The sequence below is a fragment of the Enterobacter sp. SST3 genome, assembly GCF_000286655.1.
Classification (GTDB): Bacteria; Pseudomonadota; Gammaproteobacteria; order Enterobacterales; family Enterobacteriaceae; genus Enterobacter; species Enterobacter roggenkampii.
In genome coordinates, this window is record NZ_ALNS01000012.1 from 287,013 (window position 1) to 306,302 (window position 19,290).

Below are 19,290 nucleotides of genomic sequence, written 5' to 3' on the forward strand. Positions count from 1 at the left end.
CCCTTGGGTCGGCTTTTTTATGGCTGCTGAACAGGCTTTCTCATCCCGGTCACCTCCGGCATGACCTGCCGCATCAACTCCAGAAATCGCCGCAAGCGTGCCGGATAATAACGGGACCAGGGATAAACCAGATGTACCGGTAGCGCCGCGGGCTGCCACTCGGGCAGCAAATGCACCAGCCGCCCTTCCCGAATATCGTCCTGTACCGTCCAGCTGGATACCACGGCCACGCCAAGGCCGGTAAGTGCCGTATTGCGTGCGACATACAAGCTGTCGGTGCTGAGCCGTGGCGTAATAGCAATCCGCGCGGTGGCGGACGAGGCATCGTGAAAAAGCTCCACGTGGCGCTGGTAGAAAGAGCTGATGGCTATCCAGGGAAACTGCTGCAAATCCTCCGGCGTATTCACCGCCGGAAAGCGGGCCAGCAGTGCCGGAGAAGCCACCACCGAGCGCGGCACCTCCGCCAGCAGTACGGATACGGTTGCCGGATCGACCTCCACGCCCACCCGAATAGCACAGTCAAGGTTGTCGCCGAGGAAATCCGCCGACCGATCGTTGAGCATCCACTCAATCGAAAGCTGCGGATAGCGTTGCAAAAATTCGGTTACGGGTTTCAGAAGCTGATCCTGACCAAACGCGTGCGGTGCCCGCACCCGCAGCACGCCTACAGGCTCATCTTCCGTCTGCCCCACCTCATCCTCCAGCGCCAGCCAGCTGTCAATCACCCGACGGGCGTGCTGATAGCAGCGCTCGCCGTCATCCGTTAGCCGCGTCGTGTGGGTAGTGCGCAACAACAGGCGCACGCCCAGCATGGTTTCAAGCGACTGCAACCGTCGGCTTACCGTGGCCTGGGTTGTTGCCAGCTGCCGCGCCGCCGCTGAGAGCGAACCCGCCTCGACAATGCGGACAAACGTCCGCATTAACTCTACCCTGTCTATACGCTCAGCTCTTTTCATCGCATTTTCATTTATACGTTCAACGTATAAGCGTTTTACCACCGGGCCCGCTACCGTCGCAAGGCGTACTGATAAAAAATAGCCGCACACGATGAATGAGGAACAACTTATGAACACAACAACGACTCCCCATGCTGTAAGCCGCTGGGTGATCTTTATGCTGGCTCTGGGGGCTGGCTTCAGCGTGGCATCAATCTATTACGCGCAGCCCCTGCTGCCGCTGATGGGTGCCGACCTGCATTTGAGTATTGAAGGTATGGGCCTGGTGCCAACATTAACGCAGGCAGGCTACGCGCTTGGCATCCTGTTCCTGCTTCCTCTGGGCGATCGCCACGACCGCAGGACGTTAATTTTGATCAAAAGCGCGGCGCTGGCGCTGTTTCTTCTCGGCTGTAGCCTGACCGGGCAGATCCATTCCCTGCTGCTGGCAAGCCTGCTTATCGGCATGGCCGCCACCATGGCACAGGATATCGTCCCTGCCGCGGCCATTCTTGCGCCGGAAGGCAAACAGGGAAAAACCGTAGGTACAGTAATGACCGGGCTGCTGATGGGTATCTTATTATCCAGAACCGTGAGCGGCGTGGTGGGCGAAGCGTTTGGCTGGCGCGTCATGTACCAGCTGGCAGCGGCGAGCATTGCGTTCATCGGGGTAATGATGTGGTTTGTACTTCCCCGTTTTGCCATTCACTCCACGCTGAGCTACCCCGCGCTGATGCGCTCGATGGAACACCTGTGGCGTCGCTACCCGGCGCTGCGCCGCGCGGCGCTGGCTCAGGGTTTCCTGTCGATTGCCTTTAGCGCCTTCTGGTCAACGCTTGCGGTCATGCTGCTGGAACGCTATCACCTGGGTAGTGCCGTCGCAGGTGGTTTTGGTATTGCCGGTGCCGCGGGTGCGTTAGCTGCCCCACTGGCGGGGGGTCTGGCGGACAAACTGGGGGCAGGAAAAGTCACGCAGCTTGGTGCCGTTCTTGTGACCGTCTCTTTCGCCCTGATGTTCCTGATGCCCGCGCTGGGCGTTCATGGGCAGCTGATGCTGATCGCCATCTCTGCCGTCGGGTTCGACCTGGGCCTGCAGTCCAGCCTGGTCGCCCATCAGAACCTGGTGTACAGCCTTGAACCGCAGGCGCGTGGTCGTCTCAACGCCCTGCTCTTTACGGTCGTCTTTATCGGGATGGCGCTGGGGTCCGCGTTAGGCAGCAATATCTACTCGCTGGCTGGCTGGACGGGTGTGGTCGCACTGGCCACCGTCTGTGGCGTCATTGCGTTGGTCATCCGTCTGATAGAAAGCGCGCGTGTCGCCTCAGTAACGGCAGAAGTCGCATAAAAAAAATGCCCAATCCAGACGGATTGGGCAGCAAAACATGCCCAGTTTCAAGACATGTTCTAAGAGGTCAAGATGTTATTTGTTCAGCTGGAACAGAGACATGCCCTGCATATCGCTAAACGCTTTATAAGACGCCTGCAAGGCCGCCTGCTGCATGGTGTAAGAAGAAATCGCTTCGTTCCAGTCGACATCCACCAGATCGCTCATCTGCTTGGTCTGGCCCAGCGCGCGGTCATCGCCCAGCGTATCGAGTTTTTCCAGCTCGTTCATCTTGGTGCCCACATCCGCGACGACCGTCAGGATATTGTTCTGGGAGTTTTTGATGCCGATTTGCGCATTGGCAATCACCTGGCTTTGCGCCGTTGCAGCAGCCGGATCGTTCTCAATCGGCGTCTTCAGCGACGCGATGGCAGAATCCAGGATTTTGAACATGTTCGTCTGGCCATATCCACCGCCCGGCAGCTCTTCCGCATTACTGGTAATGCTTTCGAAAATCTGCTGCCCGGTATGGCTAATGGTCATATTTCGCGCCGTATCAACCTGCTGCGTGATGGCTTCTGCGCCGCCGTTATAATCCCCGGTCGCCGCATCAAACGGTGCGCTCTCGGTTTTGTATCCCGCAAAGATAAAGCGACCATTACCATCCGTCGTGTTGGCCAGGTTCATAAGCTGATCGCGGATCCCCTGAATATCGGTCGCCAGAGAAAGGCGGTCGTCATCGCTTAATGTGCCGTTCGACGCATAAACGAGCTTCTCGCGCACGCTTGAGAGCGCGGTGTTCACCTGCGTTAACACGTTATCTTCCAGCGAGACTTTTTGCGTGGCGAAGGTACGTGCAAGCGCGAACTGGCTGTTTTGCGACTGCGATTGTGACAGAACGATGGCCTGCGACGCGGCGATAGGATCGTCCGAAGGACGGTTAACGCGCTTACCGGTGGACATCTGCTCACCGTAGCTCAGCCATCTGCTCTGGGAATCGGTGATCCCGCGCATGTTCTGCTCATACATCATCTGGGTGCTAATACGCATTATTCACCTCAACCTTAACGAATGTTGATAATTGCATCGAAGAGCGTACTGGCAGTCTGGAGAACCTGGGCGTTTGCCAGGTAATACTGCTGATAACGCTGCAAATTGCCATACTCTTCGTCGAGGTTTACCCCAGAGATGGTCTGCTGCTGCTTGATTAACTGCGTTTCCACATTCGCTTTCGTCTGGCTGCTCACCTTCAGTGACGCCGTTGAGCTACCGACTGTACTGACGAGAGAGGCATACGCATCGTTAAAGGTTTTATTCCCACCCACAACTTTCGCGTTTTGAAGATCAAGCAGTTTCTGGCCATTACGGTTATCACTTTCGCCGCCGTTCTGCACGGACGCCATCGCCAGTTTGGACTCGTCACTGATCGCCAGATCCATGTTCATGATGACGTCGGAAACCGGCTTCACGGTAAAGCTGTCTTTGGTATTTGCCGTGCCGCTCACGTTGACGTTAAGACCATCAAACGACAGGTTGCCGCTGGCATCCGGGCTCATCGTAAAGCTGGTTTTGTCTGATGTACGGGTGATCGTCCAGTCAGTGCCGTTGAACTGCAGCTTATAGTCTGTCGCCTGGACCTGTTTGCTGTCGGTCACAGAGGCCGTAACAACCGCCGATCCGCCGTTCTTGCTGTTGGACAGCACCGCCGGAGAACCAAAGTTGAACAGCTTACCGCCCGCATCACCGTTAGCGTCAAAGCCGGCTTCATGCTGCGTGTTCATCGAATCGGCAAAGGCCAGCGCCATCTGGTTCAGGGTGTTACGAGCTTTATCCAGATCTTCCGTGCGGAAGGTCAGTAAACCGCCCAAAGAACCGGTGGTGATCATCTTTTCCGGGATCTCTACGTTCCCGGCCACGTCATCGACATAGGCTACGGTAGTACGAGCCGGATCGGCACTCGACTTCACGGCAGCCAGCTGGTTGGCTTTGCTGCCCTGTACCAGGCTGTAACCGTTGCCGAAAGAGATGTTATACGTGCCGCTATCCTGAACAGACACTTCCACGCCGACGATTTTGTTCAGCTCATTGACGAGCTGATCGCGCTGGTCAAGCAGATCGTTAGGCGATGCGCCCGCACCGACGCCGGTCAGACGGGAAATCTGATCGTTCAGGTTGGCAATCTGTTTGGCATAGTTGTTGATCTGAGAAACGCTGGTGCTAATCGCGGTATTCACCTGCGTATCCTGGTCACGAAGATACTGATCGTTGGTTTTGAACTGATTGACCAGACCGCCCGCTTTACCCAGCACCGTCTGACGCGCCGCCGGATCTTCCGCGTTGCTCACCAGCGTTTGCAGGCTTTTGAAGAAGTCCTGCAGCGTGGTGGAGAGCGAGTTGGTGGTATCGGAGAGCACATCGTCGATTTTTGACATCTGCTGATAGCGCGTCGTCAGGCCGCTGCTCTGCGTCTGCGCGGCGCGCAGCTGATTGGTGATGAAGGCGTCATACTCACGCTGGACACCGGAGACATACACCCCGTTACCCACCCAGCCACCGCCGGTCAGCGTGCTGTTAGATGCGCCCAGCACCGTGGTCTGGCGGGTATAGCCTGCCACGTTATAGCTTGAAATATTATTACTGACGGTATTGAGTGCCGACTGCGCAGCACTGAGGCCACTCATGGCGCTGTTAATCAAACTGGACATGGGGGTTCCTTTTATACGTTCAGACACGAGTCCTGATGAAGGTTATCGGCAACCTCCACCGGGACTTGAGAACTTTCAGAACAGATTTTCAATATCTGTGCTATAGGCTTTGCTGACCTTCTCGCCCATGGATTTCAGCTGCTGGATCATGCTGGTGAGCTTGCGTGCATAGTTCGGGTCGGTCGCGTAGCCCGCGTTTTGCAGCGCCTGAGCGCCCTGCTCCGCCGTTGCCGCCTGCGTCACGGCGGTATAGCGCGGATTTCGGCTCAGCAGGCCAACATAATCGGACAAGGCTTCCAGATACGAGCTGTAGACGCGGAATTTGGCTTTGACCTTCACCGCCGCACCGTTCTCGTATTCGGTGGTTGTGATCTCCGTAGTTGGCCCCTTCCAGCTGGAGGTGGCTTTCACGCCGAAGATGTTGAAGCTCGGTTCGCCGTTTTCCTTGCGGATCTGGCGCTGACCCCAGCCCGACTCCAGCGCGGCCTGCGCCAGAATCAGGTGATGCGGCACGCCGCTCTGTTCGCTGGCAAGGCGCGCAGGCAGAGAAAGCTGCGCCAGGAAGTCTTTGCTGTCACCGGAGAGCGGCTCATCGCCGCTGCCCGTGGCTTTCGGCATGGCTTTACGCACCATTTGCGTCAGAGCCTGGTTCTGATAGCTGGTCACCGTTTCCAGGTCGAACTTCATCGGCACCTGCTGCGCCTGATCCTGAGGCTGAATGCCCTGCGCGGCTTCGGTCTGCTTGACAATCATGTCAGCCAGACCGAGGCCTTTCCCGGCGGTCATCTGCTGCGCAATCTGCTGGTCATACATGCTGGTGTAGAGACGCGTTGAATCACTGCTGAACATCCCGTCTTTCGGCAGGGTTTCGCGCATGCTCTTCAGCATCATCTGTACAAACATTCCTTCCACCTGGCGGGCGACCGGGCGGATATTCGCCGCCGGGTCTTTGCCTGCTTTGGTTTTCAGTTCGTTGAGCGACTGGGCGTCCCAGGCTGCACTGGTCAACAGTTTGCTATCGGTCAGCATTAGATGATTTCCAGTTTGGCGCGCAGGCAGCCCGCGCTTTGCATGGATTGCAGAATGGACATCAGATCCATTGGCGTTGCGCCCAGGGCGTTCAGGGCGCGCACCACGCTGTTCAGGTTGGCGCTGGAGCGCACGCTCTGTAAAGACCCACCGCTCTGACGTAAATCAATCTGCGTTTGCGGAGTTACCACCGTCTGACCACCGCCAAACGGCGTGTCCGGCTGGCTGACGTTAGCGGAGCGGTTCACCGTCACCGACAGGTTCCCCTGCGCCACGGCACAGCTGTCGAGCGACACTTCCCGGTTCATCACCACCGAGCCGGTACGGGAGTTGATGATCACCTTCGCATCCTGGACCGGAACGTTCACTTCCATATTCTGGATATCGGCCAGCATGCGCACCTGATTGCTGCTGCCGGTAGAGGTACGGATCTGCACGGTGCGCGCATCGAGTGCCGTGGCATTACCGTAGCCGCGGCTGCGGTTGATGGTATCGGCAATCTGCTGCGCCATCGTGAAGTCTTCATTATTGAGCTGCAGGTTGATGGTGTTGCCCGCGCCAAACTGGGTCGGCAGTTCACGCTCAATGATCGCCCCGTTGGTAATCCGTCCGCCGTTGAGCTGGTTCACCTGCACGCTGCTTCCGCCTGCGGATGCACCCGCACCGCCGACCAGAATGTTCCCCTGCGCCAGCGCATAAACCTGGCTGTCGACGCCTTTCAGCGGGGTCATCAGCAGCGTACCGCCGCGCAGGCTTTTGGCGTTACCCATTGAGGAGACCACCACGTCAATGGTCTGTCCCTGACGCGCAAACGCCGGGTAGGACGCGGTGACCATTACTGCCGCCACGTTTTTCAGCTGCATGTTAGTTCCCGCCGGCACGGTAATGCCGAGCTGGGAAAGCATGTTGTTCAGACTTTGGGTGGTAAAGGGGGTCTGGGTCGTCTGGTCACCGGTACCGTCCAGCCCCACCACCAGGCCATAGCCAATCAGCGAGTTTTCACGCACGCCCTGTACGCTGGTGAGATCGCGAATACGGTCAGCCTGGGCAAAGGTAGCCACCAGCGCGAGCGCCACGGCGAAGATCGATTTAAACATGGGTCACCTCGCTTACATCGGCGATAAGTTAAGGAAGAAGCGCTGCAGCCAACCCATATTCTGCGCTTCATTAATGTAGCCGTTACCGACGTACTCAATGCGCGCATCCGCCACCTGGGTGGACGGAACGGTGTTGGTGCCGCTGATGGTGCGAGGGTTAACCACGCCCGAGAAGCGAATGAATTCAGTGCCCTGGTTGATGGCGATCTGTTTTTCACCCACCACGTGTAAGTTGCCGTTAACCAGTACCTGGTCAACCGTGACCGTCAGCGTGCCGCTGAAGGTGTTGCTGGCGTTCGCGCCACCTTTACCGTTAAAGGTGTTGCCGCCAGAGGCATCGACATCAGCACGCGCGTTGCCGAACAGTCCCTGCAGGTAGCGCGGGACGGTATCGAAGCCAAAATTCGTTTTGCCATCGCGGCTGGCGTTCGCCGACGAGCTCTTGCTCGCGCTGACGTTTTCCTGCAGCACAATGGTCAATGTATCGCCGACGTTACGCGGGCGGCGATCTTCAAACAGCGGCTGATAGCCGTAATTAATCGGCTGCGCGGTCTGGAAAATGGAGCCGTTGACTACTGGCGCAGGGCCAGGAACGGGTTGGGCAGTCGTCGCACCCTGGACCAAAGGTTTAGACGGGATCCAGGCACACCCGCTGAGGGTGACGGCCAGAACAGTCAGTATCGGATAACGAAACGCCGCGTTTTTTTGCATTGCCTTCATCTTCGAAAACAGGGAGCCGGCGCGGCGTTTACCGCACCGGGCTGCACCTTAGAGTTGCGTCAGTTTCTGCAGCATCTGGTCGGTCGTCGACACTGCTTTACTGTTAATTTCATACGCGCGCTGAACCTGGATCATATTCACCAGCTCTTCCGCCACGTTCACGTTGGAGGTTTCAACATAGCCCTGATACAGCAGGCCCGCGCCGTTCAGGCCCGGGGTGCTCTCATTTGGCGTACCGGAGGATTGCGTCTCGGTGTAGAGGTTCTCACCAATGCTTTCCAGACCGGTATCGTTCATGAAGGTGGTCAGGTTGAGCTGCCCAACCTGAACCGGCGCAGCCTGCCCCTGCTGGGTTACGCTGACCACACCGTCACGTCCGATGGTAATGCTCAGGGCGTTCGCCGGGATGGTAATCGCAGGCTGAACCTGGAAACCGCCCGCCGTCACCAGCTGGCCGTTCTGATCGACCTGGAACGAGCCGTCGCGAGTGTAGGCAGAAGTCCCGTCAGGCAGCTGCACCTGGAAGAAGCCCTGGCCTTTGATCGCCACGTCTTTGCTGTTGTTGGTCTGAGACAGGTTGCCCTGGCTGTGCAGACGCTCAGTCGCCACCGGACGAACACCAGTACCGATCTGCAGGCCCGATGGCAGCGTCGTCTGTTCAGAAGACTGCGCGCCCGGCTGGCGGATGGTTTGATAAAGCAAATCTTCGAAAACGGCGCGTTGACGCTTGAAACCATTGGTGCTCACGTTTGCCAGGTTGTTGGCAATCACGTCCATATTGGTTTGCTGGGCGTCCAGGCCAGTTTTCGCGATCCATAAAGAACTGATCATAAGGAATCCTGTTAGCTCATAGCCAGAAGTTGGTTAGCCTTGCCCGCGTTTTCATCGACGCTGCTGATGATCTTCATCTGCATTTCAAAACGACGGGCGCTGGCGATCATGTCGGTCATGGCTTCGACCGGCTTGACGTTACTGCCTTCCAGAACACCGGACATCACGCGGATGCTCGGATCGGCCTGTAAGGTGGCACCCCGCGTCGCCTGCGCCGCCTGGGTCAGACGGAACATACCGTCGTCGCCACGCTGCACTTCTTTGCCTTCCGCCTTAACCAGCTTCAGACGACCGACGGGCGCAACGGTATTGGCCGGGTCGCCAGGGTTGAGCGCCGAAATGGTGCCGTCCGCAGCGATAGTCAGCTCAGAGCCTTCCGGTACGGTCAGCGGACCCGCTTCCCCCATCACCGGATGCCCCTGAATCGTCAGCTGGCCCGTCGCGCTCACCTGGATGTTCCCGTTACGGGTATAGCCTTCGCTACCGTCCGCCGTTTGCACCGCCAGCCAGCCGTCCTGCTGCAGAGCCACGTCCAGCGGGCGTGAGGTGTAATCCATCTGCCCTGGCGTCATATCGGCGCCAGGGGTTGATGCCGTCACCAGCGTACGGGTCGGCAGGGAAAGCCCTTCTACCGGCACCGCGCGCAGCGCATTAAGCTGCGCGCGAAAGCCCGGCGTTGAGGCGTTTGCCAGGTTGCTGGCGGTAACGGCCTGCTGATTGAGCGTCTGACTTGCCGCGCCCATCGCGGTATATATTGCGTGATCCATTGCGCTTTCCTGTTAGCCGCTTAACGCAGGTTAACCAGCGTGTTGAGGATCTGGTCCTGGGTTTTGATGGTCTGCGCGTTCGACTGATAGTTACGCTGCGCGACGATCATGTTCACCAGCTCTTTGCTCAGATCGACGTTAGAGGCTTCCAGCGCACCGTTGGTCAGCGTGCCGAAGTTACCGCTTCCGGCAGTACCCAGCAGCGCCACGCCGGAGGACTGGGTGGCAGACCAGACGTTGTCGCCTTCCGATTTCAGACCTTCGTTGTTGGCGAAGTTTGCCAGCACGATCTGGCCCAGAACCTGGGTCTGTTCGTTGGAATAGTTACCGACCACAGTGCCGTCGTCATTGATTTGGTAGCTCACCAGGTCGCCTGGTTTAAAACCATTCTGGCTGGTCGCGACGATATTGTTCGCACCGGTGTTCTGCTGCATGGAGTTAGCAAAACTCATGGCGAAGGTCGCTGGCGTCGCACCTGGGATGGTCGCGGTAGTGATGTTGATATTTCCACCACCGGTCAGCGTACCGTTATTATCGAAGGTCAGCGTGGTGGCCAGTGCCGCCGTGCTGCCTGCGACGCTACCGTCCTGGGCATACACTTTCCAGGAGTTAGCCGGGGTCGCATCTTTGACATAAAACAGGTTCATGTTGTGCGCATTACCCTGGCTATCAAAGACGGTCACCGTACCTTTTTTGTTGTACGTGTCCGGGTTAGCCGGATCAAAGGCGGTGGTCGGCGCGGTATCGGTGGAATTCAGGTTAATCTGCTGGGAAGCCGTGGTGGTGGACTTCGCGGCCATCAACGTGGTTGGGATATTAATGACCTGTGGGTTCGCCCCGGTCTGAACCGTTGATGGCGTCCCGGCAACCGGATACCCGGTTAACTGCATCCCCTGCATGTTCACCAGGTTACGGTTTTCATCCAGCTTGAACTGGCCGTTACGGCTGTAGAACACAGAACCGTTGGAGTCGACCATACGGAAGAAACCGTTCTGGCTGATGGCAACGTCCAGACCGCGACCGGTGTTGGTGGTGGTGCCGTCGCTAAAGTCCTGAGTGATGCCCGCAACTTTCACGCCCAGGCCGACTTTGGAACCGGCAAACATGTCTGCAAAGGAAGCAGAACCGGATTTAAAACCATAGGTCGCGGAGTTGGCGATGTTGTTGCCAATGACGTCCAGGTTGGTGGCCGCAGCATTCAGGCCGCTGACCGCTTGAGAAAAGGCCATGACTTACTCCTGATAAGTGTTAAGGCTTAGATAATCTGCCGAACTTCGTCGAGTGTGGTGGAACCAGAGGTTCCCAAATCCAGTTTGTTGCCGTCGCTTCCTTTAATCACGCCCTGGACCAGCGCGAACTGCAGCGGCTGCGCCACCAGCTGGGTCGTCCCGTTGCTGGCGCTGATCGCTACTTTGTAAGCACCGTTTGGCGCTTTCGTGCCGTCGGTCAGGCTGCCATCCCACGTAAAGGTGTGAACGCCCGCCTTCAGCTCGCCGATGTCGATGGTGCGAACCACGGCGCCGGTTGAGTCGGTGATCGTCGCCGTCACTTTGTCAGCCGCCTGCTGCAGCTCAACGCCAAACGGCGTTGTGGTCGTTGTGGTGTTGCCTTCGGTAGTGCTGGTGCCTGCCAGAATCGTGGTTCCCGGGATCATCACCCCGTGGCCAATCAGGCTTGCCGCCTGCAGAGACTGGGCGCTATTAATCTGTCCAGAGACGGAACCAAGGGTGGTGTTGAGTTTCTCAATGCCGCTAACGGTGCTGATCTGCGCAAGCTGCGTGGTCAGTTCGTTGTTCTGCATCGGGTTAGTGGGATCCTGGTTCTTAAGCTGCGCCACCAGCAGCGTCAGAAAGCTGCCCTGAAGATCGGCGGCGTTACTCCCCGTCAGGGAGTTAGAACCCGTCGTACTCTTTGTGTTGTTAACACCCGAGTTCGTCGGATCATTCACATTTACGGCGATGGACATGCATGTCTCCTTTACTGGCCGAGAGTGAGTGTTTTGAGCATCATGCTCTTCACGGTATTAAGCACTTCGACGTTGGCCTGGTAGCTACGGGAAGCCGACATGGAGTTCACCATCTCACCCACCACATCCACGTTTGGCATCTTCACGTATCCGCTGGCATCCGCCAGTGGGTTACCCGGCTCATACACCAGTCTGTCCGGGGCCTGGCTCTCCACTACATCCGAGACCTTCACGCCGCCCGTCGCCGCGCCTGGCGCAGCATCGACCTGAAAGACAACCTGTTTGGCACGATAAGGCTGGCCGTCGGGTCCGGTGACGCTGTCGGCGTTTGCGAGGTTACTGGCGGCCACGTTCAGGCGCTTGGACTGTGCGGTTAACGCCGAACCGGCGATATCAAAAATATTCAGCAAGGCCATCTATCAGTTCCCCCCCTGCAGGACGTTCATCATGCCTTTGATTTGTCCGCCGAGAACGGTCAGGCCCGTCTGGTATTTCAGGCTGTTGTCGGCAAACTGGGTACGCTCCCGGTCCATATCCACGGTGTTACCGTCGAGTGAGGGCTGATCGGGAATGCGATAAAGTAAATCGGTCGCTGGCGCGGTCATCGCCTGAGCAGGAATATGGCGAGAGGATGTCATGGCAAGTGCAACACCCGTTCCTTCGGCACGTCCACGCTCCATCACCTTTTTGAGTTCACTGGAAAAATCAATATCGCGCGCCTGATACCCCGGGGTATCGGCGTTAGCGATATTGGCGGCTAAAATCTCCTGCCGCTGGGCGCGTAAGTTGAGCGCTTCCTGCTGAAAACGTAACGCGGCGTCGAGTTTATCGAGCATGTCTCCTCCGCTGATGGCAAAATTTCAGTTCACAGCTTAAATCTCACCCGGTCTCCCCTATCGACGGAATAAGCGCAAAATGCGTCGCTATTTATTCCGTTGATGCAAAACCACTACAGGTAGAATTCGTTCAACTCTGGAAACGGTGGAACTTGCGATGCAAACGTTAAAACGTGGTCTGGTGGCGGCTCTCTTGCTGTTAAGCCCTCTGGCGCAGGCTGAAGGGTTACAGGATCGGCTAACGGCTTTTTTTGCCGAAAAACTGGCAGGCTTTAGCGATGACGTGACCGTTACCGTGCGCACGCCACCGAATCTGTACCCGACGTGCGACCAGCCGTCCTTCAGCGTGGTAGGGTTCACAAAGCTCTGGGGGAATGTGAACGTGCTGGCACGCTGCGCCAACGAAAAACGCTATTTACAGGTTGCCGTTCAGGCGACGGGCAATTATGTTGTCGCCGCCGTGCCCATTGCGCGCGGCAGCGTACTGCAGACAAACAGCGTGACCTTGAAGCGCGGCCGTCTGGATCAGCTGCCGCCACGCACCATGCTGGATATTAACCAGGCACAGGACGCCGTCAGCCTGCGCGACGTCGCGCCAGGCCAGCCGATACAGCTCTCCATGCTGCGTCAGGCATGGCGGGTAAAAGCAGGCCAACAGGTGATGGTGGTGGCCAACGGAGATGGCTTTAGCATCAACAGTGAAGGGAAAGCGTTGAACAATGCCGCGGTGGCGCAAAACGCCCGCGTCAGAATGTCCTCAGGCCAGGTGGTGAGCGGAACCGTCGATGCTGATGGGAATATTCTGATTAACCTATAATCTTTTTAAAGATTTCGCGGCGCGTGCCGATAAATATTCCACTAATGATGATGTCAGGCGCAAACGCCGCGAACCCTCGATGAGGACAACACTATGAGCATTGATCGTACATCAGCCCTGAAGCCGGTAAGCGCTGTACAACCTCGCGAAACGAATGACGCAACGGCGCAGAAAACGCGTCTGGAGAAACCGTCAACGTCCAACAGCACCAGCGTGACCCTGAGCGACGCGCAGGCAAAACTGATGCAGCCGGGCAGCAACGATATCAATATGGAACGTGTTGAAGCGCTGAAAACGGCTATTCGTAACGGTGAGCTGAAAATGGACACCAGCAAAATCGCTGACGCCCTGATTCAGGAAGCACAGAGTTTCTTACAGAGTAACTAACCGTATGAGTCGACTGTCAGAAATACTGGATCAAATGACGGTTGTCCTGAACGACCTGAAAACGGTAATGGACGCTGAACAGCAGCATCTCTCTTCCGGTCACATCAACGGCAGCGCGCTGCAGCGTATTACTGAAGACAAAAGTTCGCTTCTGGCAACGCTGGATTATCTGGAACAACAGCGACGCGCTGAGCAAGATCCTAAGCGCAGCGCCAATGACGATATTATTGAGCGCTGGCAGACCATTACCGAAAAAACTCAGCACCTGCGCGATCTTAACCAGCATAACGGCTGGCTACTGGAAGGGCAGATTGAGCGTAATCAGCAGGCGCTTGAGGTGTTGAAACCGCATAAAGAAACCGGTCTGTACGGTGCGGATGGTCAGACGGCGACGGCGCGTATTGCAGGTGTGAAAAAGATTTCGATTTGACGCATAAGCGACTCATCATGCAGTGGGGAGCACCATGAGGTGAACTCCCCTTTTGGCGTTTATGCCGTCCGGCGGGCAAACTCTTTGACTTTGAAACCCAGCACCGCGAGCGTGGCAAAGTACGCCACCACACCAACGCACACCACGGCCATCAGGCGCATCAGACGATAAGGCATCGTGCCCAGGGACCACTCCGGCATCACGTGCATCATGCCAAGCAGCGCGGCAGACATCACCAGTACCGCAACGATCAGACGCACCAGGAAACTGCCCCAACCCGGCTGCGGCGTGAAAATATCCTGCTTGCGCAGCTGCCAGTACAGCAGCCCGGCATTCAGACAGGCCGCCAGACCAATCGATAATGACAGGCCGGCATGTTTCAGCGGACCAATAAACGCCAGGTTCATCAGCTGCGTCATAATCAGCGTCACGATGGCAATTTTTACCGGCGTTTTAATGTCCTGACGCGAGTAAAAGCCCGGCGCCAGCACTTTCACCACGATCAGCCCCATCAGCCCCACCGAGTAGGCAATCAGCGCGCGCTGGGTCATGGCGGCATCGAAGGCAGTGAATTTCCCGTACTGGAAGAGCGACACCGTCAGCGGTTTGGCCAGAATACCCAGCGCCACCGCGCTTGGCAGGGCCAGCAGGAAGCAGAGACGCAGGCCCCAGTCCATCAGGCGGCAATACTCATCATGATTGCCGCTGGCAAAACTTTTCGACAGCGACGGCAGCAGGATGGTCCCCAGCGCCACGCCCAGCACCCCGGACGGAAACTCCATCAGGCGGTCGGCATAGTACATCCAGGAAACCGAGCCGGACACCAGGAACGAGGCAAAGATGGTGTTGATAATCAGCGAGATCTGGCTGACGGAGACGCCGAGAATGGCGGGCCCCATCTGCTTGATGACGCGCATCGCCCCGGCATCTTTGAAGTTGATGCGCGGCAGCACCAGCATGCCGATTTTTTTCAGGTGCGGCAGCTGATACGCCAGCTGCAGCACGCCGCCGACGGTGACCGCCCAGGCCAGCGCCAGCACCGGCGGGTTGAAGTGCGGGGCGGCGAACAGGGCAAAGCCGATCATGCTGACGTTAAGAAACGTCGGCGCAAACGCCGGAACGGAGAAGCGGTTCCAGGTATTGAGGATCGCCCCCACCAGCGAAGCCAGCGAGATCAGCAGAATATAGGGAAAGGTAATGCGCAAAAGCTGCGAGGTCAGAGCAAACTTGTCGGCCGTATCGGCAAAGCCGGGCGCGGTCACCATAATGACCCAGGGCGCGGCCAGCATCCCGAGGACGGTCACCACCGCCAGCGCCAGCGTCAGCAGGCCGGAGACATAAGACACAAAGACGCGCGTGGCGTCCTCGCCCTGCTTGCTTTTATATTCCGCCAGGATCGGGACGAATGCCTGAGAAAACGCCCCCTCCGCAAAAATACGACGCAGCAGGTTCGGTAATTTGAACGCGACGAAAAAGGCGTCCGTGGCCATCCCTGCACCAAATACCCTTGCCACAATGGCGTCGCGCGCAAAACCCAGCACGCGGGAAAACATGGTCATCGAGCTGACGGCCGCCAGCGATTTTAATAAGTTCATTAACGTGAATTTCCAGAACCATACGGATTTCCAGGACGGGCAAGCGTAAGCGCCACCCGGCAAAGCCTACAAGCGGCGCTTAGTCTACCCGGATTTCAACGAATTACTATCCGCAGATGTTACAGCGAGTTATTCACTCATGGCCTCGCGCCAGAGCCTTTCCACAATGCGCTGCGCGATGATGGCCTGCTCACCGGACGTTTCAGGAACCGTCTGATTTTGCACGCAGGTGATGAAGTGGCGGGCGCAACCGGCAAAACCGCGCTGTTCAAGCGTGCTCTGCCAGCCAGGCGCGGGGAGCGTCACCACGCCGCTGCCCTTCTCTTCCCGCCATTCACGCATGTCGGTAATGTCGTACAACGCCCCGTCGGTGACGGCCTGGACGCATTCTCGCTGGCTGCCGGCACGACGATGCATGCTGGTCGTGATCTGCAGATGGTCAATCGCGAAATGGTGTTCTGCGTAGACCATTTCACCCTGCTCGTTCGTGAGCAGCGTGCCACTTTGCAGCTGCGCGTTGCTGCCGGCGAGCCACAGCGCCGTATCCACAACGTGGAGATAATCATCCAGCAGCGTGAAGCGCAAATCGTTCGGCCCGATGCTGTCCGTGCGGTGCTTATCCATCCGCAGCGAGGCAAACGTGCCCGACTGTGCCTTAAGCTGCTGGTAAAGGGGCGCGAAGCGGCGGTTGAAGCCGACCATCAGCGTCAGTTTTTTACGCGCCGCCAGCTCAATCAGGCGTTCCGCGTCCGGAACATTTTCCGCCAGCGGTTTATCCACGCAAACGTGAACGCCCGCATTGAGCAGCTCGCTCACGACCTGATAGTGGGTAGACGTTGAGGTATGCACAAAGACCGCATCGCACTCGCGGGCCAGATCCTGAAGCGACGCCGCATACGGCATACGCCAGGCTTCGCAGATCCGCTCGGCCTTCTCGCGCGTGGGTGACCATGCCCCTTGCAGCGTCCAGTCCGTCGCTGCCCCCAGAACCGGCAGCCAGGCTTTTTGTGCAATACCGCCCAGCCCTACTACGCCAATGCGTAATTTTTTCACCGTCAGTCTCCCAAATGTGCCAGCAGGGCATCCAGACGCTGTTTCAGCCCGGCAACCTCTTCTTCCAGCGCCGCTACGCGGGCAACCAAATCATCATCTACGGCCGTTATGTCGGTTGCGCTGGATTTAACTGAACTATCAACTTCACCGCTGAACAGGTGCATATAGCGGCTTTCACGCTTGCCCGGCTCGCGCGCCAGACGCACCACGTAAGGACCGTCTTCACGCGCGGCCAGCCCTTCCAGAGTTTGCTCGACCTCCTGCATGTCGCTAAACTCATGCATGCGGGAAGCGCGGGTTCGCAGTTCTCCCGGCGTTTGCGCCCCGCGCAGCAACAGCGTGGTGATGACCGCCACTTCCGCACTGCTCAGCTTCAGGTCACCGAATTCAGAGTTACAGAAGCGCTGTTCGTATTTGGTCACGCGGTTGCCGAAGCCGCTGACGGTGCGCAGATAGTGGCGTTTGACCAGCGCATCCAGCACGTCCTGAACCTCATGCTCGCTGAGGTTCATCACCGGCTCGCGGTTGGTTTTCTGGTTGCAGGCCATGGTCACGGCGTTGACGGACAGCGGATACTGCTCCGGCGTGGTGACCTGTTTTTCGAGTAAGCACCCAATCACGCGCGCTTCTGTACCGTTTAGCTGATACTTCATCTTTTCTCCTTAACGACCTGCAGTCCAGTCCCGGGTGGTTAATGCCGTCAGAACGTGGTCGCGCCACTCTCCGTCTATCAGCAGATAGTCTTTGGCGTAACCCTCTTTCTCGAACCCTAAACGCGCCAGCAGATTTCCGCTGCGCTGGTTATGCGGCATATAGTTCGCCATAATGCGATGAATGTGCTGGGTGCGTTGCATATAGCGGATCGCTACCGTCAGCGCCTCGTACATCAGCCCCTGCCCCTGCCACTTCTGGCCGATGGAGTAGCCCAGGTAGCAGGCGTGAAACGATCCCCGCACCACGTTTGAAAAATTGGCGATCCCGATAATCTCTTTCTCTTCAGGATCCAGCAGCGCGAAATAAAACGCGCTGCCCTGCTTGTGAAATTCCGTAATCATGCTGAGGCGCGCCTGCCAGCCGGAAGGGTAACAATGGCTCTCATCCCGAACGGGTTCCCAGGGTTTTAAAAACTGGCGATTCTCGGCGTAATAATCCGCCAGACGCCAGGCATCACGCTCATGCACCAGACGAACGACCAGCCTGTCCGTTGTCAGACGCACTTTTGGCACATTACTGCGATAGCCAAACATCGATACCACTCCTTCCCGTCACTTCAGCTTGCCCATTAGCTTTACTATACCTGCGCCTGCGCCGTCTGTGAAAACAGTGACATACCATTTTCACCTCTTTTCACATTTTTCGATGAGAACTCTCTATCAAAGCACCCTTTTGATAAAAAAATATTGTCACGTGCAGGGGTGGGAAAAAACGCGGCGACACCGCAGAATGTTAGCGTGCTCACCATCTTATTTTCCCTGGAGGGAAAATGTCCCGCGTATCACAGGCCAGGAGCCTGGGTAAATATTTCCTGCTCGTCGATAACATGCTGGTCGTGCTCGGCTTTTTTGTCGTTTTTCCGCTTATTTCGATCCGCTTTGTCGATCAGATGGGCTGGGCGGCATTAATGGTCGGCATTGCCCTGGGGCTACGCCAGTTTGTCCAGCAGGGCCTGGGCGTCTTTGGCGGGGCTATCGCCGACCGCTTTGGCGCGAAACCGATGATCGTCACCGGTATGCTGCTGCGCGCGGCAGGGTTTGCCACGATGGCGGTCGCCCAGGAGCCCTGGCTGCTCTGGTTCTCCTGTTTCCTCTCCGGTATCGGGGGCACGCTGTTCGATCCGCCCCGCACCGCGCTGGTGGTAAAGCTGATTCGCCCGCAGCACCGCGGCCGTTTCTTCTCGATTCTGATGATGCAGGACAGTGCCGGGGCGGTTATCGGCGCCCTGCTGGGAAGCTGGCTGCTGCAGTATGACTTCCGTCTGGTCTGCGCGGCTGGGGCGGTGCTCTTTATGCTGTGCGCGCTGTTTAATGGCCTGTTCCTGCCGGCGTGGAAACTGTCAACGGTGAAAGCGCCGGTTCGGGAAGGGCTGGGCCGCGTTCTGCGCGACAAACGTTTTGTCACCTATGTGTTGACCCTGACGGGATATTACATGCTGGCCGTGCAGGTCATGCTGATGCTGCCGATCATGGTTAACGACATTGCAGGTACCCCTGCGGCGGTGAAATGGATGTACGCCATCGAAGCCTGCCTGTCGTTAACGCTCCTCTATCCGATTGCCCGCTGGAGCGAGCGGCGTTTTCGCCTGGAGCATCGCCTGATGGCCGGACTGTTCCTGATGACGCTGAGCATGATGCCGATCGGCCTGGTGAACACGCTCCAGCAGCTGTTTACGTTGATTTGCACGTTCTATATTGGCTCGATCATCGCCGAGCCTGCCCGCGAAACGCTAAGCGCCTCGCTTGCGGATGCGCGTGCACGCGGCAGCTATATGGGGTTCAGCCGACTGGGGCTGGCGCTTGGCGGGGCATTAGGTTACGCCGGCGGCGGCTGGTTGTTTGATGCTGGCAAAGCGTTAAATCAACCTGAACTTCCGTGGATGATGCTGGGCGTGGTGGGCTTTATGACGCTACTCGCCCTGTGGTGGCAGTTCAGCCAGAAACGCAGCGCGAGCGGCATGCTCGAGCCCGGCGCGTAGCCTTTCCCTCGGGCGGGAGCCCTTCCCGCCCCACTTCTCAGTTTTTTCTGCTGGTTTCTGCCCATTCACGCTGACATACTGGCGTAACAGGACAGAAGCGCCGATT

The 19,290-nt window shown here is 57.6% G+C and carries 21 protein-coding genes; 5 read left to right on the forward strand and 16 right to left on the reverse strand.

The genetic code is table 11. From position 1 onward, the window contains the following. Nucleotides 1-17 precede the first annotated feature (17 nt). A complete protein-coding gene (locus B498_RS13865; protein ID WP_008500803.1) occupies nt 18-920 on the reverse strand; it encodes a LysR family transcriptional regulator in 903 nt (300 codons plus the stop codon). A 145-nt stretch (nt 921-1,065) separates the two neighbouring features. Here B498_RS13865 and B498_RS13860 point away from each other — a divergent pair, with 145 nt between their 5' ends. Next, complete coding sequence (locus B498_RS13860) at nt 1,066-2,280, forward strand: MFS transporter (protein ID WP_008500804.1); 1,215 nt, start codon at nt 1,066-1,068, stop codon at nt 2,278-2,280. A gap of 75 nt (nt 2,281-2,355) precedes the next feature. On the opposite strand, the gene flgL is transcribed toward B498_RS13860, so the two are convergent. The 11 genes from flgL to flgB form a co-directional block, all read right to left on the reverse strand. Then, nucleotides 2,356-3,309, reverse strand: a complete 954-nt coding sequence (flgL, locus tag B498_RS13855) for a flagellar hook-associated protein FlgL (RefSeq protein WP_008500805.1) — start codon at nt 3,307-3,309, stop codon at nt 2,356-2,358. A 14-nt stretch (nt 3,310-3,323) separates the two neighbouring features. Then, nucleotides 3,324-4,964, reverse strand: coding sequence for a flagellar hook-associated protein FlgK (gene flgK, locus B498_RS13850; RefSeq protein ID WP_008500806.1), 1,641 nt, complete (start codon nt 4,962-4,964; stop codon nt 3,324-3,326). Between the two features lie 75 nt (nt 4,965-5,039). Next, a complete protein-coding gene (gene flgJ, locus B498_RS13845; RefSeq protein ID WP_008500807.1) occupies nt 5,040-5,993 on the reverse strand; it encodes a flagellar assembly peptidoglycan hydrolase FlgJ in 954 nt (317 codons plus the stop codon). Continuing rightward, complete coding sequence (locus B498_RS13840; protein WP_008500808.1) at nt 5,993-7,090, reverse strand: flagellar basal body P-ring protein FlgI; 1,098 nt, start codon at nt 7,088-7,090, stop codon at nt 5,993-5,995. The genes flgJ and B498_RS13840 overlap by 1 nt, the downstream gene beginning before the upstream one ends. 12 nt (nt 7,091-7,102) lie before the next feature. After that, nucleotides 7,103-7,801 (reverse strand): flagellar basal body L-ring protein FlgH, encoded by a 699-nt coding sequence (gene flgH / locus B498_RS13835; protein WP_008500809.1) that lies wholly within the window; start codon nt 7,799-7,801, stop codon nt 7,103-7,105. Between the two features lie 57 nt (nt 7,802-7,858). Beyond that, nucleotides 7,859-8,641 carry a flagellar basal-body rod protein FlgG gene (gene flgG, locus B498_RS13830; RefSeq protein WP_008500810.1) on the reverse strand — a complete coding sequence of 261 codons (783 nt, stop codon included), beginning with the start codon at nt 8,639-8,641 and terminating at the stop codon, nt 7,859-7,861. Between the two features lie 11 nt (nt 8,642-8,652). After that, nucleotides 8,653-9,408: a flagellar basal body rod protein FlgF gene (locus B498_RS13825; protein WP_008500811.1), complete on the reverse strand. Its 756-nt coding sequence runs from the start codon at nt 9,406-9,408 to the stop codon at nt 8,653-8,655. 20 nt (nt 9,409-9,428) lie between these two features. Further along, nucleotides 9,429-10,637 carry a flagellar hook protein FlgE gene (gene flgE, locus B498_RS13820; protein WP_008500812.1) on the reverse strand — a complete coding sequence of 403 codons (1,209 nt, stop codon included), beginning with the start codon at nt 10,635-10,637 and terminating at the stop codon, nt 9,429-9,431. Between the two features lie 26 nt (nt 10,638-10,663). Then, entirely contained in the window at nt 10,664-11,374 is a 711-nt protein-coding gene (gene flgD / locus B498_RS13815; RefSeq protein ID WP_008500813.1) for a flagellar hook assembly protein FlgD, read from the reverse strand. Nucleotides 11,375-11,385: 11 nt separating this feature from the next. Continuing rightward, nucleotides 11,386-11,790, reverse strand: a complete 405-nt coding sequence (gene flgC, locus B498_RS13810; RefSeq protein WP_008500814.1) for a flagellar basal body rod protein FlgC — start codon at nt 11,788-11,790, stop codon at nt 11,386-11,388. A gap of 3 nt (nt 11,791-11,793) precedes the next feature. Continuing rightward, nucleotides 11,794-12,210, reverse strand: coding sequence for a flagellar basal body rod protein FlgB (gene flgB / locus B498_RS13805; protein WP_008500815.1), 417 nt, complete (start codon nt 12,208-12,210; stop codon nt 11,794-11,796). Between the two features lie 157 nt (nt 12,211-12,367). Here flgB and flgA point away from each other — a divergent pair, with 157 nt between their 5' ends. From flgA to flgN, 3 genes are all read left to right on the forward strand, one after another. Then, nucleotides 12,368-13,027 (forward strand): flagellar basal body P-ring formation chaperone FlgA, encoded by a 660-nt coding sequence (gene flgA / locus B498_RS13800; protein ID WP_008500816.1) that lies wholly within the window; start codon nt 12,368-12,370, stop codon nt 13,025-13,027. Nucleotides 13,028-13,120: 93 nt separating this feature from the next. Continuing rightward, nucleotides 13,121-13,414, forward strand: a complete 294-nt coding sequence (flgM, locus tag B498_RS13795; protein ID WP_008500817.1) for a flagellar biosynthesis anti-sigma factor FlgM — start codon at nt 13,121-13,123, stop codon at nt 13,412-13,414. A gap of 4 nt (nt 13,415-13,418) precedes the next feature. Beyond that, a complete protein-coding gene (gene flgN, locus B498_RS13790) occupies nt 13,419-13,844 on the forward strand; it encodes a flagella biosynthesis chaperone FlgN (protein ID WP_008500818.1) in 426 nt (141 codons plus the stop codon). A 59-nt stretch (nt 13,845-13,903) separates the two neighbouring features. On the opposite strand, the gene murJ is transcribed toward flgN, so the two are convergent. The 4 genes from murJ to rimJ form a co-directional block, all read right to left on the reverse strand. After that, nucleotides 13,904-15,439, reverse strand: a complete 1,536-nt coding sequence (gene murJ / locus B498_RS13785; RefSeq protein ID WP_008500819.1) for a murein biosynthesis integral membrane protein MurJ — start codon at nt 15,437-15,439, stop codon at nt 13,904-13,906. Between the two features lie 129 nt (nt 15,440-15,568). After that, nucleotides 15,569-16,492, reverse strand: coding sequence for a Gfo/Idh/MocA family protein (locus B498_RS13780; protein ID WP_008500820.1), 924 nt, complete (start codon nt 16,490-16,492; stop codon nt 15,569-15,571). Nucleotides 16,493-16,494: 2 nt separating this feature from the next. Beyond that, the gene (locus tag B498_RS13775) at nt 16,495-17,145 is read right to left on the reverse strand and encodes a YceH family protein (RefSeq protein WP_008500821.1); all 651 of its coding nucleotides are present in this window, start codon (nt 17,143-17,145) and stop codon (nt 16,495-16,497) included. Nucleotides 17,146-17,154: 9 nt separating this feature from the next. Further along, entirely contained in the window at nt 17,155-17,739 is a 585-nt protein-coding gene (rimJ, locus tag B498_RS13770; RefSeq protein WP_008500822.1) for a ribosomal protein S5-alanine N-acetyltransferase, read from the reverse strand. A 236-nt stretch (nt 17,740-17,975) separates the two neighbouring features. Here rimJ and mdtH point away from each other — a divergent pair, with 236 nt between their 5' ends. Beyond that, complete coding sequence (gene mdtH / locus B498_RS13765; protein WP_008500823.1) at nt 17,976-19,184, forward strand: multidrug efflux MFS transporter MdtH; 1,209 nt, start codon at nt 17,976-17,978, stop codon at nt 19,182-19,184. Nucleotides 19,185-19,290: the final 106 nt, after the last annotated feature.